The following is a 16,629-nucleotide window of genomic DNA, read 5'->3' on the forward strand; positions in this document are numbered from 1 at the left end:
GCGGCGCCCGCGAGGCCCCGGGTGTCATTCGCGGCGCCCGCGAGGCGGCCCCGGGCGTCATTCGCCCCGCCCCGTCGGCGCGGGTGACGGCCGATTCGGTGGCGGTGGCTTGCGCAGCCGGACGAGGTCCCTGAAGAACGCGCGGTTCACGGCGTCCTGGCGTTCTGTGAACAGCGCGCGCTCGCTCACCATCAACGGAATACTGAGAACGAACATCACCAATCCGCCCACCGTGAGCACCATGCCCACGAGGACGCCGGGCAGAAAGACGGCGGTCGGCACCCGTCCCGCGGCGCCCAGGCCGAACGCGAAGAGGACGACGAAGCCCACGAAGAACGTCTGGGTGCCCCGGACCCAGAGGCGCCATCGCCGGGTACGCCGCACGACTTCCAACGAATCCACAGGCCACTCCCGACCGACGCGCGTACCCGCCGATTATTCCGCACCGACCGGAGGCACCGCCGAACGCTCGTCCGGATTGTGGTCGACAGGGCGCGGCGCCGGCCTTGCTCAAGCGGTGAGGGTGACGTGGCGCACAGCCGTCCAGCCGGCGCGGTGTGTTCAGCCCGCGCCGCCCGCCCAGCCCGTACAGCCCCCGACGGTGTGGCCGTGGCCGGACGTGGTCCTCGGGCGGCTCAGCTCGCCTCGGGGGACGGGCGCTCGGCGGGCTCGCCACGCCGGTCGGGGGCCCAGAGCCGGTCGGCGTCGCCGGCGGCGATCCGGCCCCGGTAGACGTCGATCTTGTGATCGATGATCTTCAGATTCTCCTGTACCTCGGCGAGCCGGGCGGTCACGTCGGCGCGGTGAGCCTCCATGAGGGCGAGTCGCTCCCGCTCGTTGCCGCGTCCGGCCGCGACGAGCTCGGCGTAGCGCCGGATGGTTCTGATCGGCATGCCGGTGGCCCGCAGCCTGGTGCAGACGACTATCCAGTCGAGGTCGAGCCGGTGGTAGCGCCGCTGGCCGCCGGCGGTGCGGTCGACGGCGGTGACGACCAGGCCGGCGCGCTCGTAGTAGCGCAGGGTGTAGATGCTGACCCCGGTGCGGCGGGAGGCCTCGGCGATGGTCAACCCCGCCGGTGGGTCGGACGGGGCGGACTCGAGAGCCGGCTGCGGCTTGACCTGGAGCACGCTCTAGATTCTACCGTCGTCGTCATGAGTGCTTCGACGCATGACGTACCAGGGAAGCCCCCGATGCGGGTGCTGGTGACCGGCGGGACGAGCGGGCTGGGGCTCGCCATGGCCGCGGCCCTGGCCACGGCGGGTGCGGTGGTCGCCCTGACCGGTCGATCCGGCCGGCGGGCCGACTCGGTCGCCGCCACGCTGCCGGGGGCGATCGGCATCGAGCTGGACGTGCGGGACGAGTCGTCGGTGGCCGGGGCGGTCGACCAGGCCTGGTCGCGCCTCGGCGGCATCGACCTGCTGGTGAACAACGCCGGGATCGGCATGCGCACGGTCAATCCGCGCTTCATGACGGACCCTCGGGGATTCTGGGAGGTGCCGGTCGACGGATTCCGGTCGGTGGTCGAGACCAACCTGACCGGGTACTTCCTGGTGGCGCGCGAAGTCGCGCCACGGATGCTGGCCGCCGGCTCCGGCCGTATCGTCAACATCTCGGTGAGCGACTCGACCATGCACCGGGCCGGGTTCGTCCCCTACGGGCCGTCCCGCGCCGGCAGCGAGGCGCTGTCCCGGGTCATGGCCGCCGACCTGCGGGGCACGGGCGTCACCGTCAACGTGCTGCTGCCCGGTGGCGCGACCATCACGGGGATGGTGCCGCCGGAGGCCGTGCGGGAGGGCCGGCGGTTCCTGGACCCCGAGGTGATGGGCCCTCCCATCGTCTGGCTGGCCTCCGAAGACGCGGCCGGCGTGCACGACGAGCGCATCGTCGCCGCCGAGTTCGAGCGCTGGCTGCGCGACCGGCCGCGGTCGGCCACGCCCCGCCCCTGACGGAGCGCCCCGCCCCTGATGGGTCGGGGCGCCCCGGCCGTCGCGGGCGCCGGGCCACCGGCTGGTGGCCCGGCCGGTGGCCTCGGCCGGTGGGTCAGCCGAGTTCGAAGATGCCGTGGGCGAAGCCGTCGGCGACGAGTTCGTCTCCGGTCACCGTGACGCCCCGCGCCTCCAGCGCTCGGGCCGGCCGCAGCCCGTCGACCGTTATCCGGGCCGGCTCCCGGCGCGGGTTGACCACCACCAGGTGGCGCTCGCCGCGCAGGTACGCCAGCGGGTACCCGGAGTGCAGCACCCGCACGTCGCCCCCGGTACCCAGGGCCGGATGCGCCCGGCGCAGTGCGATCAGCCGCCGTACCAGGTGCAGCAGCGAACCGGGGTCGGCCCGCTCGGCGGCCACCGACGGGCGGTCCGGCGCCGGGTCGACGGGCAGGTAGAACCGGTCCGGTGCGGCGGTGGAGAACCCGGCGCCGGGGGTGTCGTCCCATTGCATAGGGGTGCGTGAGCCGGCCCGGTTGTAGTTCGGCCTCAGCTGGCTGCCCTCCTTGTCGGGCAGGCCGGGGACGTAGCGCATGCCGATCTCGTCGCCGTAGTAGATCGCTGGCACGGTGGGCCAGGTCAGCACGAAGGCGAACGCCGGGCCGAGTTGGTCGCGGGTGCGCGGGCCGCAGGCCAGCCGGGCGAAGTCGTGGTTGCTGGTGGGCAGCGAGATGAACCCGGCCCCGGCGATGGTGGCCGTGGCCGCCTCGTACGCCTCGACGAACTCGTCGGGAGCGCCCCGCCCCTCGGGATCGAAGAAGCACGGGGCCTCGGGCAGGTGCTCCTGCAGAGTGGCGGTGCGGGTGTCCCACAACGACGGGAAGGCCCGTCCGGAGAAGTGCAGGAAGAAGTCGGCGTGGAAGCCCGCCGGCACCGATACGGCCGGCTCGCCCCACTCGGCCAGCAGCGCGGCGTCCGGGTACCGCCGGTCGAGCCAGTTGCGCAGCTCGCGCCACAGCCGCCCGGTCTCGACCCAGCCGGGGTCGTCCTTGACGAGGCTCGCGGCCATGTCCACGCGGAACCCGCCGACCCCGCGGTCCAGCCAGTACGCCATGATGTCGCGCAGCGCGGCCCGGTTGGCCAGCGGCCCCGGCGCGTCGATCGGCTGGCGCCACGGCTCGGCCTCGTCCAGCCGGGCGTAGCCGAAGTTGAGCGCGGGCTGGATGGGGAAGAAATTCTGCAGGTAGAACCCTGGGCGCGGGCCGGGGGAGGGGTTCCAGCCCGGGCCGGCGGCGTGGTCGGACCAGACGTACCGGTGGTCGTCGGGGTCGGCGGCGGAGGCGCGGAACCACGGGTGCTCGATGGAGGTGTGGCCCGGCACCAGGTCGAGCAGCACCCGGATGCCCCGGGATCGGGCCGCCTCGACCAGCCGGACCAGGTCCTCGTTGGTGCCGTACCGGTCGGCGATCCGGAAGTAGTCGGCGACGTCATATCCGGCATCGCCGAACGGCGAGGTGAAGCACGGGTTGAGCCAGACCGCGTCGACCCCCAGCCAGGCCAGGTAGTCCAGGTGCTCGGCGAGACCCGCGAGGTCGCCGATCCCGTCGCCGTTGCCGTCGGCGAAGCTCTGCGGATAGATCTGGTACAGCACGGCGTCGGCCAGCCACGGCGACGATTCGGGCACGGGCATCGGCGAAAACTCCACGGGTGAGGGGACTACCGACAAGCGCCGGCGTCGGCAAGCAGCGATGGTAGCTCCGATCCCGGTGACTTTCACCCGTGCGCGGTGCACACGTGCACGGTCTTTTGTCGTACCCGCGTGGTCAGATTCGATCGATGGCGAGGCCGGGGAGGCGCACGGCATGGTGAACGGTTATCCCGATGGTGACCACGGCGGCGAGCGGGCCGCCCTGCTCATGTTCCTGGAGGCCCAGCGCGCCAGCGTGCTGGCGATCCTCGACGGCCTCGACGACGCGGCCCTGACCACCGCCGTGCTGCCCTCGGGCTGGACCCCGCTGGGCCTGGTCGAGCACCTTGGCTACGCCGAACGGCACTGGTTCCAGGAGGTCGTCGCCGGCCGCGCCGAGCCGCTGCCCTGGTCCGACGAGCCTGCCCCATTGACCACTCCACGCCCGAAGTCGGCGGTCTTCGCGTTCTACCGTGCCCAGTGCGAGTCCTCCGACGCGGTGCTCGCCGCGACGCCACTGACGGCGACCCCGCGCGGGCGGCATCCGGACCCGCTCGGCGCCGAGATGACCGAGGTGCGGCGGGTCGTGCTGCACCTCATCGAGGAGACCGCGCGCCACGCCGGGCACCTCGACGCCGTGCGTGAACTCCTGGACGGCCGCACCGGGCTGGGCCCCCGCTGACCTCTCTCGCGCAACCGAGCGCCCGGGGTCGACCCGCGGGCCCGGCGGGGGATGAGCCGGTCGCGGGTAGCGGGTCGGCGGGTCGCGGTCGGTAGCGGGTAGCGGGTCGCGGTCGGTAGCGGGTCGCGGGTTGGCCGGTCGCGGGTTGGCCGGTGGCGGGTGGGTCGGTCAGCCGGCGGGCAGCAGGCCGTGGCGGTGCGCGGCGGTGGCCGCCTCGGTGCGGCTGGAGGCGCCCAGCTTGGTGAGGATGTTGGACACGTGGACACTGGCCGTCTTGGGGCTGATGAACAGGGCGGAGGCGATCTTCCCGTTCGAGTGTCCCTCGGCGACCAGTGCCAGCACCTCGAGTTCCCGGTCGGTGAGCCGGTGGGAGCCCGTCCCGGCGGTGACCGCCGGGGCCGCCGGCTCGACGCGCAGCCGGGCGCGCCGGATCAGCGCGCGGAGGTCGGGTGCAGTCGACGCGGCCAGGTCGTTGGCCAGCCGCAGGCACTCCCGTGCCGTCGCGGCCGCACCGCCGGCGTCCGGCCCTGTCGTGCCGCCGGCGTCGAGCCAGGCGGCGCCGCACTGGGCCTCGGCGAGCCGGTACAGGGCGTAGCACATGGGGAATGCCTCGCCCGCGGCCCGGGTCGTTTCGACCGCCTCCCGCCAGGCGGCCACCTCACCGCACCGGTTCAGCCGGGCCGTCTCGGCGGCGGTCAGCGCCCGGTACGCCACCGCCGGTGGGGCGAGGGCGGGGATCGCGGCGGCCAGGGTACGCAGGGAATCCCGTCGCCGGCACACGGTCGCGGTGCCTCCCGACGCGGCGCCTCCCGACGCGGCGCCTCCCGACGCGGCCGCCCCCGACGCGACCGGCCCCGACGCACTGGCGATGTCGGCCTGCACGCGCATGCCGAGCCAGACCAGCGGCCACGCGTAGCGCATGGCGGTGGCCGAGAAGGGCCGGTTCAACGCCGTGCGAATGTGCTGCCAGGCCGTGGCGGTGTCGCCGGAGGCGCGGGCCAGTTCGGCCTCGATGAAGGCCATCGGCGCCGTGTACTGCGTGTCCAGGCCGTCGCCGAACTGGCGGCGGGCCTCGCGCACGTCGTCGGCGGCGGCCGGCGCGTCGCCCTGCCACATGGACAGCTCCGCGCGCTGCAGCAGGACCGTGCTGGCGAAGATCCCGGTCGGGCCGTCGGCGAGGGACCCGGTGATCAGGCTCAGCGCCTCGCCCCAGCGGCCGGGGCGCATCAGCGATTCGGCGAGGTTGCCGACCAGCAGCGCGCCGAAGGAGCGCTTGCGGCCCAGGCGGTTGGCCAGGGCGATGCCGGACCGGGCGGTCTCGGCCGCCTCGGTGTGCTGGCCGAGCATCTCCAGGCCGTCGGAGAGGTTGATGTAGCCGCGCAGGGCCACGTCCAGCAGGCCGTGGCGCTCGGCCAACGCGAGTCCGTCGCGCATCGCCGCCAGCCCGGCCGGCGCTTCGCCCAGGTACACGGCCGAGATGCCCAACGTGATCAGGGCATCGGCGTGCTGCGGCGTGGCGCCCACCGCCGCCGCGGCGTCCACCGCCGCGCGGGCCACGTCGCGGGCCTGTCCGAGTTCGTCGGCGCGGCCCAGCGAGTTGGCCAGCGAGGCGAGCACCACGGCGTGGGTGGTGGTGACCGGTGCGGCGGGCAGCAGTGCCAGCGCCTCGCGCAGCTGCCCGGCCGCCTCGTCGTCGCGGCCGAGGGCACGCAGCATGTACGCCCGCCGCTCGACCACCTGCGCCCGGCGCACCGGGTCGCCGGCCGCCCCGTCGTCGGCCAACATGTCGTCCACAATGGACAATCCTCGACTCGGCTCGCCGGCCGTCCAGACCGCGTCCGCCGCCAGCAGGTTGATCCCGAGCCAGTCCATGCCCGCGCGGTCGGCGGCGTCCGGTACCCGGGGCCAGATCCGCAACGCCCGCTCCAGGTGGCGCTGCGCCTCGGCGGGTGCGAACGCGGCCGCGGCCTGCCGACCCGCCGCGACCGAGGCCCCCAGCGCCCGGGGCAGGTCCATGGCCGCGTACCAGTGGTGGGCCAGCGTCGCCGCGACGTTCCCGTCCTCCCCGAGCAGCGTCGGGTCGCCGGCCAGCGCCTCTCCGTACGTGGCGTGCAGCCGCACCCGCTCGCCGGGCAGCATGTCGTCGTACACGGCGTCGCGGGTCAGCTCGTGCCGGAACGCGTACCCGCTCCCGTCGCCGTCGACCACCAGCAGGTGATGCTCCACCGCCTCGCGCAGCGCCGGGTACAGCTGTGCCTCCGGCATGCCCGCGACCGCCTCCAGCAGCCGGTCCTCGACCCGAGGGCCGGCCGCCGAGGCCGCGCGCAGCACCCGTTGCGCGGCCTCGGACACGGTCTCGGTGCGGGCCAGCAGCATGTCGCGCAGCGAGGGCGGCAGCTCACCCGGGTCGGCGCCGCTGTCGACCGCGGCCAGGATCTCCTCGACCAAAAAGGCGTTGCCCTGCGAGCGCTCGAAGACCACCTCGGCGAACTGCGCGCTCGGTGCCGTGTCGCGGATCGCGCCGCACTGGGCGGCGACCTCGGAGCGGCTGAACCGGCCCAACTCGACGCGGTGCACCGTGCGTACCCGCTCCCAGCCGGTGATCAGCAGGCGCAGCGGGTGGCGGCGGTGCAGCTCGTCGGAGCGGTACGTCAGCAGCAGCAGTACCCCCAACTCCCGCAGCGTCTGCGCCAGGAAGGCGACCAGGTCCCTCGTGGAGCGGTCGGCCCAGTGCAGGTCCTCCACGACCAGCAGCAGCGGGCGCTGCGCCGCCAGCCGGGTGATGAGCCCGAGCACGTGCTCCAGCAACTGGGTAGCGGACGCCTCGGCGACCGGCCCGGCCGCCACGGTCGGGTCCAGCTCCGGCAGCAGCCGGGCGAACTCCTGGCGGGCCGGCCCCAGCAGCCGGTCCAGCGCCTCGGCCGGCGTGGTACGGGCCAGGGCGCGCAGCAGGTCGACCAGCGGCGCCAGCGGGATCCCCTCCCCGCCCAGCTCGACGCAGCCGCCGCCGAGCACGCGCGCCCCTCGTTCGGCCGCGATCCGGGACAACTCGCCGACCAGCCGGGACTTCCCGACGCCGGCCTCGCCGGCGATCAGGGCGACGGCCGGTCTGCCGGCCATGACCTGATCCAGCAGCGCGCACAACCGGCTCAGCTCGGCTCGACGGCCGACGAGAACGGGGCTGATGAGACTGCGGCTCACGGCTAACAGGGTATGCGCGGAAGCACCCGATCGATGCTGACCAATGATCATAGTGTCGGGATGTCGACCGGTGGGGGCGGGTCGCCCCACCCGGGCCGGGCCGCACCCCGGGATTAGCGGGCCGGGTGCGGGCGGGCCGGGTGCGGGCCGCTGCTATCCGCACGTCGTGGGCGGAACCTCCGCGCGGGACGGCGGGCCCGCCAACGGATCCGGCCGCGCATCGGGCGGTCTGCCCGATACGCGGCCGGTCGTGCGTGCGAACTGTGCCAGCTACCGCACGGTGTGGGTCATCCGCTCAGCGGCCGGGCCGCAGCGTCACCCCCACGGTGGCGGTGGTCGCGTTCGGCCCGGCCACCGTGACCGTCGCCTGGTAGATGCCCGGCCGGGCGTAGGTGTGGTTGGCGCCGATCGAGTACAGGCCGTTGACCGCCGTGGTGGTCGCCGCGGTGCCGGTCACCACGCCCGTGCTGGTGCTGCCGTCGCCCCAGTCGATGGTGGCCGTGACGGCGCTGGTGGCCATCCCGGGCGCGGACAGGGTCGCCAGCGCGCCGCCGACGGTCCCGTTCCGGTCGAGATGGGCGCCCGCGGCGGTCAGGTCCAGGTGCCACGGCACCTCGGGGCTCGGGTAGAAGTTCACTCCGGCGGCCATCAGGCGCGGCCCCTGCGCGGCGAGCCGGCCGAGGAAGTCCTGGTACGCCGGGCTGGTGGCGGTCCGCTCGACCTTCGGCGACCAGCCCAGCTCGGCGAGCGCGGGCAGCCGGGGGAACGCCATGTAGTCGACGTCGTCGAGGGTCACCAGGGTCTCGCTCCACAGCGCGCCCTCGACGCCGATGACGTTGTCATCCGTGACGCCGGTGACGTAGCTGCCCGGGTCCCAGTTGTAGAACTGGTCGACGTCGCATCCCTGGCCGCACGCCCAGGTCTGACCCAGCGGGCTCGGCACGTTCCGCGTGTACCGCTGGTCCAGGTAGGCGTGGTTGGCCGGCGACATCACCACCTTCATGCCCTTCTGCACGGCCTCGGTCGCGGTGACGGTGCCGGAGCTGGACCCGGACGCTGTCTGCCAGTACTCGGCGACGGAGCCGGGTGCCAGAGACGTTCCGGTACCGGCGATGTCGGCCCAGCCCATGGTGGTCTTGCCGTTGGCGTTGACGATTCCGGACTCCTGGTTGACCAGTGAGGCGTACCGCGCCTGGCTCAGCACGGTGGTCGGCACCTCATCGCCGCCGAGGTTGTAGTACGGCCCGGGGGTCAGCGCCGAGATCTGCTGGATGATGGCGTTCAGGATCGTCCAGGTGTTGTCGCTCTCCGGGCACAGCGCGCTGTAGCCGACCGCGCCGGTGAACCTCCAGGCCGGCGGGTTGCTGAGGCTGCAGTTGATGTCCTGCGAATTCCCGTCCAGCTGCGGGTTGGTCGTGTCGTTGTACTCCGACATGATGATGGCGTTGTTGTGCCCCGGCGAATCGACCTCGGGCACCACCGTCATGAAGTGCGCGGCGGCGTAGGCGACGACGGCCTTGTACTGCGCCTGGGTCCAGAAGCCGCCCGGATCCATGGTCTTACCGCCGGTGCCCACCGAGCCCTGCGCGCCGATCGAGGTGAGGTTCGGGAAGCCGTTGATGACCAGCCGGAATCCCTGGTCGTCGCTCAGGTGCAGGTGGAAAGTGTTGATTTTGTACGCCGCGGCCTGGTCGATCAGCTTCTCCACCTGGGCCGGCGGCTCGTAGTGCCGGGCGATGTCGAGCATGACGCCCCGGTAGCCGTACCGGGGGTAGTCGGTGATGTGCACCGACGGCATCGCCCATGCGACGGTCTGGGTGGTGGGACTGGCGATCTGCGCCGGCAGCAGCTGGCGGATGGTCTGTACCCCGTCGAACAGGCCGTGCGTGGTCTTCGCCGAAAGCTGCACCCCGTCCGTCGTGACGTCGAGTTGGTAGCCCTCGCCGGAGTTGTCGGTGGCCAGCGTGGCCGGGTCGCCGATGCTCAGGGTGATATCGCCGTCGAGTGCGGGTCCCGAGACCACGGGCAGCGGGTACCCGGTCGCCGGGCGCAGGTAACCGGCGAGGTCCTGGGCGACCGCCTTTGCCGCGCCGCCCGCCACGATCCGGGTGTGCGGGGTGGCGGTGAACTGCCCTTGCCCGAGCGTGGTCGACACCGGCTTGGGAATGATCTGCGGTGCCGCCGCCGTCGTCTCGACGGCCGGGTTGGCGATCGCCGGGGTGCTCAACGCGGCCACCATCCCGGCCGCGATTCCGATGGTGGCGATGGCGAGAATCTTCGATCTGGATCGTCTGCGGACTAGCGACATGGGGTCCCCTTCCCGGCGCGCGACGCCGTGCGCCGGCAACGATCGTGGTCCCTGGTAAACAGGCTAACCATTAACCTTAAGGAAAGCTGCCTGTCTGTCAATGGATCAATCGTCGTACCCGGGGGGCCGACCGGAACCCGTTGGCGGCTACCGTTCCTGGCGCGCGACCCGCTTGCCCCAGGGGTTCGGGCTGCGCCACGTCCTGGTGTGGATGAGCCCGACGGCCAGTACGCCGAGCGCGGCCGCGGCGTAGCCCGGGAGTGGGTGGTCGCCGACGTGGGCGTAGCTCCACGCCACGGCGGCGATGACGAAGGCGCCCCAGCCGCTCAGCACGCTGACGACCGGGGAGTCGGGGAACGGCCCGGGGTGCCTGCCGTCGCCGGTGCTGCCGCTGACGTAGTAGGGCAGGCCGTTGCCGACGAAGAAACCGGCGACCAGGGCGAGAGTGACGGTGCCGAACATCAGTTCCTCCCGAACCGTACAATCGGACTCGTGACTCCGATTAGACGATACGGACTGGAGACTCCGGATGTCAACGGGGGCAAGCCCCTGCGGGCCGACGCCCGGCGTAACCGGGCCCGAGTACTCGAGGCGGCCGACGATGTCTTCGCGGCCAAGGGGGTATCGGCGTCGACCGAGGAGATCGCCCGACGCGCCGGAGTGGGCGTGGGCACGGTCTTCCGTCACTTCCCCACCAAGGAGGCACTGCTACAGGCCGTGCTGGTGGAGCGTTTCGGCAGGCTGGCCGAGCAGGCGCGCGGCCTGGCCGGCGCGCCAGCGCCCGGTCCGGCGTTGTTCGACTTCCTCCACCACATCGTCGCCCAGAGCGCGACGAAGAACGTCTTCACCGACGCGCTGACCAAGGCCGGCGTCGAGGTGGAGGAGATGGTCGCCGAGGTCGGCCGGGAGCTGTGGAGCGCCCTCGACACGCTCCTCACCCGGGCGCAGGGGGCCGGTGCGGTACGCGACGATATCCGCACCGGCGAGGTGATAGCGGTGATTGTCGGTGCGTCGAGGGCGGCCGAGTACGCCGGCCGGGACCCCGACCTCCAGGCGCGGGCGGTCGCCGTCATCTTCGACGGCCTGCGCCCCGGACCGCGCCCGTAGCCGGGCGACCGACGGAACGCGGGTGGCCGTGGGGCTCGGCCGCGGGGGTCGGCGTTGTTTGGGCTCAGCCGTTGCGGGCGGTCTCCGGTCCGGTGATGCGTCGCAGCATCGGCAGGGTGGAGGCGATGATGCCGAGCGAGGCGAGCAGCCCGGCGGCCGAGATGACGTAGAAGACGACGCCCGGCGGCCGCAGTGTGTAGTCCATCTGCGCGCGTAGGAACAGGTGCGCCGCCAGGAACCCCGCGCCGGTGGCCAGTACCGCGGCGACCAGCAGCGGTACGGCGGTCTCCAGCACCACTATCCGGCGCAGCACGCTCAATTGCACGCCGGTCAGCCGCAGCAGGCTGAACGGTCGCTTGCGTTCGCTCAACCCACCGGCCATCACCACCGCGAGGCTCAGCCCCGCGATGACCAGGCTGGCGATGATCACAACGTTGGCCAGTTGCTGCCACCCGGCGAGCATGTTGGTGAACGTATTGCCGAAATCGCCGTCCAGCACGGGCATCGACTGGTCGGGGTACGCCAGCTCCAGCACTGATCGGGCCCGCTCCACGGTCGCGGTGGATCCGTTGGTCTGCACCATGATGGTCAGCACGGGGAGCCGGGTGAGCTGGTCGGCGCCGACCGTGGCGGCGGGCCAGACGTACGGCGGGTGCGGCCCGTCCGGACCGTCCGGACCGCGCTGCCGGACGTCGGGGAAGATCTCGGCGACCTCGGCGCCCGGCGGGCACTGCCCGTACTGGGGGATGCGGGCGAGGTCCACGCACGACACCAGCCCATCGGGTATCGGGCTGCGCGCGGTGGATGCCGGATTCACCCGGAACACCGTCACGCCGCGCACCCCGGGCAGGCCGCGCAGCCCGGCCGGAACCGGATCCGCGACAACCGTGGCCGTGCCCGGTCGGCGGTGCTCGTCGTCGAAGAAGTCCTGCGTCAGCGTGCCCCGGAACTGCGTACCCACGGCGACCGGGCCGCGGTAGTCGTCGATGGTGGTGATCACGCCAACGGCCACGCTGCTGACAAACAGGGCCAGGACCAGGCCGCTGACCGCGCGGAAACCGGCGTGCGGGTTGTCCGCCAGCCGCCGGGCGGCGATGAGCGGGGCGGACCGGCGCGCCCGCCGGGCGAGGAACCGGGAGCCCACCATGGTCAGCCAGGGGCCCGCGGCGACCAGCCCAGCCATGATGAGCAGGAACCCCGTCAGGTACGCGAAGGTCTGGCCGTTGTTCGTCTCGGGGCGCCGCCCCACCAGGTACGCCAGCTCCGCGATGCCGGCGACCAGCGGGATCAGCCGGTACGCGCGGGGCGGGCGGGGCGTCGCCCGCCGGCTCACGCCGAGCGGGGAGATGCGCACCCGGCGCAGCGCCACCCGGGCCGCCAGCGCGGCCGCGACCGGCACGCCGAGCGCTACGGCGGCGATCTCCCACCCGCCGAGCCTCAGCTCGGAGGGGAAGAACGGGTCGCCGGTCAGCGGGATCGTGGCGATCCGATCGCGCAGCAGGTAGAACAGCGCGAAGCCGAGCGCGGTGCCGATGACCGCGGCAGCCGCCGCCTCCACCGTGGCGAGCACCGAGATCTGTCTCGGGGTGGCGCCCACCAGGTGCATGGCGGCGAACCGCTCCTCCCGCCTGGCCGCGGACAGCCGGGTCGCCGCCGCGACGAAGATGAGCAGCGGGAACAGCAACCCGGCGGCCACCACGGACACCACGAGATCGATGCCGGCCGCGTCGACGCCGATCTCGCAGCCACAGTCGTCGGGGGAGGTGCCGTTGATGAGGGTGATCTGCCTGGCGCCCTGTTGGTGGGACAGCTGGTCGGCGCGGTACCCGACGATGATGACGAGCGTGTCGGGTGAGGGCAGGGCCGCTTGGCCGATCGTGCCGGCCAGGTGGCCGGGGTACCGGTCGGCGAGTTCGTCGGCGGGGGTGGAGCGCAGCAGCGCCGCCAGGGCCGGGGAGGCGTAGTACTCCCCGGGGCCGGGCAGCCGCGGGATGCCGGGCGGCACCGGGGAGTGCGGGCCGGTGGGGGCGACGTCGACCCGGCCGATCTCCTGCCTGTCGAACTGGTCGTGGTCGATCCGCCACCACAGCGGCTCGGCGGCGGCGGGCGCCGTGGCGGCGGCGTGCTGGCTGCCGGAGTTGAACCAGGCGTAGCGCGTGTTCTGCGCGAAGAAGCCGTTGAGCGCGGCGAGGATGCTGGTCACCAGCAGCACTCCCAGCGCCACGGCCGCGGCGATGGTGACCAGGCGGGCGATCGCGTCGCGCCCGCCGGCAATGGCGAGGCGCAGACCGAGACGGATCATGAGGCGGCCGTCGCCGTCGTCGTCGCCGAGTTCACGCTGCCCTCGTCCATGCGGACACGGTACCCCAGATGTATACGCCGAGGGTATATACCCGGTGTATGAATTCTCTTCCCGCTTGACGCGGCCGGGCCGCCCGCCCTGGTCCCCGCCTTCACGCGGCCGGGCCGGCCACCCTCTCCGGGGTGGCCGGCCCGGCGGTCGACGTGGCGAAGATGTACATCGCGGTGTTGTTGCGGTGGTAGCCGGCGACGACCAACTGCGTGTTGCCGCCGTCGGCGCGGTGTCGCGGGCGGAACTTTTCATGCTCGGGCGGGCAGGACTTTTGTGCTATGCCGCTAACGCTGACTACTGCGTCAGGCGCGGGTGCGACGGCGTGTCGACGCTTGATGCCATGAGCGAACGGGGATGACCCGTACCCGGGCTGTCCGTAGCATCGGGCGCATGGGAACCGGTACGAGGGCGGCATACGACGCCCATGCTGACTGGTACGACGACTTCATGTCGCCCGAGCGGCGATACGTCCAGCAGGTGCATCACACGCTCGCGGACCTGCTCGGTTCCGGCGACGGTACCTGCCTGGACGTCTGCTGCGGCACGGGCGCGCACGTCGCCGCCCTGGCCGGCCTCGGCTGGACCCCCGTCGGCGTGGATCTGTCCACCGGCCAGCTGCGCCACGCGTCCCGGCGGGAGCCCGTTGCTCGCGGCGACGCGACGGCGCTGCCGATCGCTAGCGATAGCGTGCCGGCCGCCGTGTGCGTGTTGGCGAGCACGGACGTGCCGGACTATGCCGGCGTGGTGCGGGAAGTCGCCCGGGTGCTGCGGCCCGGCGGGCGGTTCGTGCACCTGGGCGTCCACCCGTGCTTCATCGGGCCGTTCGCGGACTGGAGCGCCGCCCCCAGGATTGTGCTGGACGAGCGGTATCCGGACCGGGCGCACACGTACCAATCGTGGAATCCGGCCGGGGTGCGGGCCCGGGTCGGAGGCTGGCACCTGCCGCTGTCCGACCTGCTGAACGCCGCCACCGCAGCGGGGCTGCGGCTGCTGCGGACGGTCGAGGCGGGCCCACCGGGCGTCCCGGACATCTTCGGCTTCGTGACAGCGAAGGAGCGTTCGTGACAGCGAAGGAGCGTGAGCATGCCGCGTAAGGCGATTATCTTCCACGGTACGGGCGGGAGCCCGGAGGTCGCGTGGCTTCCGTGGCTGGGCCGGCGGCTGACCGAGCGTGGGTACGCGGTCGAGATTCCGCACTACCCCGACATCAACGTGGAGCCGATCGCGACGTTCCTGCCCAAGGTGCTGGCCAACCACAGCTTCGACGAGGACACCGTGCTGGTCGGGCACTCCGGGGGAGCGGCGATGCTGCTCGCGCTGCTGGAGCACCTGGACGTCACGGTGCCCCAGGCCATCCTGGTGGCCGGGTACTCGACCCAGCCGAACACGTCGGAGGAACCGGTGCTGCAGGCCAGCTACGACTGGGCGGCGATCCGGGCGCACGTGGGTGACGCGTACTTCATCAACTCGCGGGAGGACCCGTACGGCTGCGACGACAAGCAGGGGCGGGTGCTGTTCGAGCGGCTGGGCGGCACGCAGATCGTCCGCGACGACGGGCACTTCGGGGACTCCGGCCAGCCGTACGACACCTTCGAACTGCTCGACCGGCTGATCCCGTAGCAATATGGAGTCAAGTCGGGGGTGGCGGTACCGGTATGTGGGTCCCGCGGAAATCGCCGCGGCTGCCCCGTCCGGCCGGGGTGGGGAGCCGGTGCGGTCGCGGGCGGACTTCGACGCCTGGACCTCGACGATCGACGCACGTGACCTGGCGGAGCCGTTCTCCTACGTGGTCGACACCGAGGGCGTCCTCAGATTGGCCGCGCGGCGCAGTGAGCATGTGGCGTGCGCCGGAGGCGGTGAGGTACTCGCGGCTGGGGAGATCACCTTCGTGAGAGGGGCCGTGAGCGAGGTCAGCAACCTGTCGACCGGTTACTGCCCCGATCCAGGGTGCTGGTCCTCGCTCGCCGCGGCTCTCGACCGTGCCGGGTTCGTGTGTTCCGGCGCTGCCCCGACTGCCTCCAGCTCAACGTCGTCAAGGATGACGATTTCGGGTGTTGCCTCTGTGGTGGGGAGCTGCCCCCGGCGTGGAACGTCGACCCGAGGTAGGACCGTTACCGAGGTAGGACCGACCGATGGGCGTGGTCACGCTGTTGGCGTAACCGCTCGCGTTGTTCGCCCGTCCGCTGGCAGGCCGAGCCGATGAGCCTGGGGTTCGGTGGCGAGGTGGCCGGCTACTACGCCAGGTACCGGCGCGGATATCCGCCGGCCGCCGTTGACGCCATCGTGAAGGCGTTCGCGCTGGGTACCGACGACGTGGTGCTGGACCTCGGCTGCGGTACCGGCCAGTTGACCCTGCCGCTGGCCGAGCGGGTACGCGCGGTCGTGGACCCGGAGCCGGACATGCTGGTGCTCGCCCGGCGCGCCGCCGAGGCGCAGTACGATCTGCGTCGCAGATCGTAGAGGAGTGACCCGTGCTGGTGTCGGTGGACTGGCGGGCGATCGCGGCGGATGTGCCCGCGGGGAGCCTACTGAGGATCCGGGCCGACCAGGCCGCGCGGATCTGGTCGGATGGGGCCGATGCGCGCTTCGCTGCGGAGTTCGGTATCCCATACTCCGACGGACTGTTCCGCATGCTGGCCGGCGTGGCCGACCGCGATCCGGGCGCTCCCGAACCGGCCTACGTCGAGGGCGCCGATCCCGTGCCGTTCGACGGGCCGCACGGGCCGCTGCTGCAGTTGGGCCTGGTCTACGGCGCCGAGTTGTACGTCTGCCTGCCGGACGGCACGATCTGGGTCGCCGATCCGGACTCGGAGCACGAACTCGAACTCATCCACCGAGACCTGTCCTCTCTGTCCTATCTGCTCTACGTGATCAAGGCGGAGAAGCCGCGTCCCGAGGAGCGCCCGACGCCCAACGACTGGGCGGACGTGGAGGACCTCATCAGGGAGGCGATCACGCCCTGGGACGACCTTCCGTTCGGCGGCGAGGGACGGTTCTGGGACAGGTACCTTGATTCGTACCCGATGCTCTGAGCAGGTGGAGGTTACTACACCCATGCAGTTTCTCCTCCTCGCCTAGGACGGCGACGACGACGAGGCCCTGGATCGCAGGATGCGGACCAGGGACGCGCACCTCGCGCTGGGCGACGAAATGGTCGCCGCCGGGCGGATGCGCTACGGCGGCGCCATCCTCGACGCGTCGGGGAACATGACAGGATCGATGCTCGTCCTGGACATGGCCGACCGTGCCGAGGTGGACGCATGGCTGGCGGTCGAGCCATACCTGACCGGCGACGTGTGGCGGCGCGTCGAGGTCCTCCCGTTCCGGGTCGGCCCGTCGTTCGTCGGGCTCCACCCCTGACCCAGGGCT

The 16,629-nt window shown here is 72.4% G+C and carries 15 protein-coding genes; 8 read left to right on the plus strand and 7 right to left on the minus strand.

The window, feature by feature from the left end:
- Positions 1–57: 57 nt before the first annotated feature.
- Together ABEA87_RS21660 and ABEA87_RS21665 are read right to left on the minus strand one after the other, a co-directional pair.
- Entirely contained in the window at positions 58–402 is a 345-nt protein-coding gene (locus tag ABEA87_RS21660) for a hypothetical protein (RefSeq protein WP_345632201.1), read from the minus strand.
- 233 nt (positions 403–635) lie between these two features.
- The gene (locus ABEA87_RS21665; protein ID WP_345632203.1) at positions 636–1,127 is read right to left on the minus strand and encodes a MerR family transcriptional regulator; all 492 of its coding nucleotides are present in this window, start codon (positions 1,125–1,127) and stop codon (positions 636–638) included.
- Positions 1,128–1,151: 24 nt separating this feature from the next.
- On the opposite strand from ABEA87_RS21665, the gene ABEA87_RS21670 reads away from it, so the two are divergent.
- Positions 1,152–1,946 carry an SDR family NAD(P)-dependent oxidoreductase gene (locus tag ABEA87_RS21670; RefSeq protein WP_345632205.1) on the plus strand — a complete coding sequence of 265 codons (795 nt, stop codon included), beginning with the start codon at positions 1,152–1,154 and terminating at the stop codon, positions 1,944–1,946.
- Positions 1,947–2,040: 94 nt separating this feature from the next.
- Here the strand turns inward: ABEA87_RS21670 and ABEA87_RS21675 are convergent, their stop codons facing one another.
- Positions 2,041–3,612, minus strand: a complete 1,572-nt coding sequence (locus ABEA87_RS21675; RefSeq protein WP_345632207.1) for an alpha-amylase family glycosyl hydrolase — start codon at positions 3,610–3,612, stop codon at positions 2,041–2,043.
- A 172-nt stretch (positions 3,613–3,784) separates the two neighbouring features.
- Here ABEA87_RS21675 and ABEA87_RS21680 point away from each other — a divergent pair, with 172 nt between their 5' ends.
- Complete coding sequence (locus ABEA87_RS21680; RefSeq protein WP_345632209.1) at positions 3,785–4,291, plus strand: DinB family protein; 507 nt, start codon at positions 3,785–3,787, stop codon at positions 4,289–4,291.
- A gap of 168 nt (positions 4,292–4,459) precedes the next feature.
- On the opposite strand, the gene ABEA87_RS21685 is transcribed toward ABEA87_RS21680, so the two are convergent.
- The 3 genes from ABEA87_RS21685 to ABEA87_RS21695 all read right to left on the minus strand — a co-directional run bounded on the left by ABEA87_RS21685 (position 4,460) and on the right by ABEA87_RS21695 (position 10,262).
- A complete protein-coding gene (locus tag ABEA87_RS21685; protein ID WP_345632211.1) occupies positions 4,460–7,492 on the minus strand; it encodes a helix-turn-helix transcriptional regulator in 3,033 nt (1,010 codons plus the stop codon).
- A gap of 295 nt (positions 7,493–7,787) precedes the next feature.
- Positions 7,788–9,800 (minus strand): family 20 glycosylhydrolase, encoded by a 2,013-nt coding sequence (locus ABEA87_RS21690; RefSeq protein WP_345632213.1) that lies wholly within the window; start codon positions 9,798–9,800, stop codon positions 7,788–7,790.
- 147 nt (positions 9,801–9,947) lie between these two features.
- Positions 9,948–10,262 (minus strand): hypothetical protein, encoded by a 315-nt coding sequence (locus tag ABEA87_RS21695; RefSeq protein ID WP_345632215.1) that lies wholly within the window; start codon positions 10,260–10,262, stop codon positions 9,948–9,950.
- A gap of 30 nt (positions 10,263–10,292) precedes the next feature.
- Between ABEA87_RS21695 and ABEA87_RS21700 the strand changes: the two genes are divergently transcribed.
- Positions 10,293–10,907 carry a TetR/AcrR family transcriptional regulator gene (locus ABEA87_RS21700; protein WP_345632217.1) on the plus strand — a complete coding sequence of 205 codons (615 nt, stop codon included), beginning with the start codon at positions 10,293–10,295 and terminating at the stop codon, positions 10,905–10,907.
- A 64-nt stretch (positions 10,908–10,971) separates the two neighbouring features.
- Here ABEA87_RS21700 and ABEA87_RS21705 read toward each other — a convergent pair whose 3' ends face one another.
- Positions 10,972–13,209 (minus strand): ABC transporter permease, encoded by a 2,238-nt coding sequence (locus ABEA87_RS21705; protein ID WP_345632219.1) that lies wholly within the window; start codon positions 13,207–13,209, stop codon positions 10,972–10,974.
- A gap of 441 nt (positions 13,210–13,650) precedes the next feature.
- On the opposite strand from ABEA87_RS21705, the gene ABEA87_RS21710 reads away from it, so the two are divergent.
- The 5 genes from ABEA87_RS21710 (at position 13,651) to ABEA87_RS21730 (ending at position 16,620) form a co-directional block, all read left to right on the plus strand.
- Positions 13,651–14,325: a class I SAM-dependent methyltransferase gene (locus ABEA87_RS21710; RefSeq protein ID WP_345632221.1), complete on the plus strand. Its 675-nt coding sequence runs from the start codon at positions 13,651–13,653 to the stop codon at positions 14,323–14,325.
- Positions 14,326–14,343: 18 nt separating this feature from the next.
- Positions 14,344–14,880 (plus strand): RBBP9/YdeN family alpha/beta hydrolase, encoded by a 537-nt coding sequence (locus ABEA87_RS21715; RefSeq protein ID WP_345632223.1) that lies wholly within the window; start codon positions 14,344–14,346, stop codon positions 14,878–14,880.
- 579 nt (positions 14,881–15,459) lie between these two features.
- Entirely contained in the window at positions 15,460–15,720 is a 261-nt protein-coding gene (locus ABEA87_RS21720; protein WP_345632225.1) for a class I SAM-dependent methyltransferase, read from the plus strand.
- Positions 15,721–15,731: 11 nt separating this feature from the next.
- A complete protein-coding gene (locus ABEA87_RS21725) occupies positions 15,732–16,292 on the plus strand; it encodes an SUKH-4 family immunity protein (protein ID WP_345632227.1) in 561 nt (186 codons plus the stop codon).
- A gap of 67 nt (positions 16,293–16,359) precedes the next feature.
- The gene (locus ABEA87_RS21730; RefSeq protein ID WP_345632547.1) at positions 16,360–16,620 is read left to right on the plus strand and encodes a YciI family protein; all 261 of its coding nucleotides are present in this window, start codon (positions 16,360–16,362) and stop codon (positions 16,618–16,620) included.
- Positions 16,621–16,629: the final 9 nt, after the last annotated feature.

This window comes from Rugosimonospora acidiphila (assembly GCF_039543385.1).
In the GTDB taxonomy this organism is placed as follows: Bacteria; Actinomycetota; Actinomycetes; order Mycobacteriales; family Micromonosporaceae; genus Rugosimonospora; species Rugosimonospora acidiphila.